This is a genomic window from Gilvimarinus sp. 1_MG-2023, from assembly GCF_030548285.1.
Genome location: NZ_JAUOSC010001969.1, coordinates 1 through 228 on the forward strand (window position 1 = coordinate 1; position 228 = coordinate 228).

Consider the following 228-nt stretch of genomic DNA (forward strand, 5'->3'; position numbering starts at 1 on the left):
GCACCAGCCACTCCACTTGAGCGGAAGGCACCTGCTGTAACATCGCCACGGGAACACTGAGCGAGACCCCATCATCCATGGCACCGGGTGCAAACTTGTAACTCTGTGGAAATTGCAGCCCCTGCCACTCCAGCTCTGCCGGAAAGTCCCGATCAGTAATACCGGCGGCGGCATCACTCAAGAGTTGTTCCCGGGTCAGTTTGAGAGCGCTTTGTTGCGCCTCAGTCG

The 228-nt window shown here is 58.3% G+C and carries 1 protein-coding gene; it reads right to left on the reverse strand.

The genetic code is table 11. The features are described from left to right. On the reverse strand, window positions 1-228 hold a 228-nt coding region (locus tag Q4563_RS23530; RefSeq protein ID WP_303606269.1), incomplete at both ends, for a DUF3418 domain-containing protein.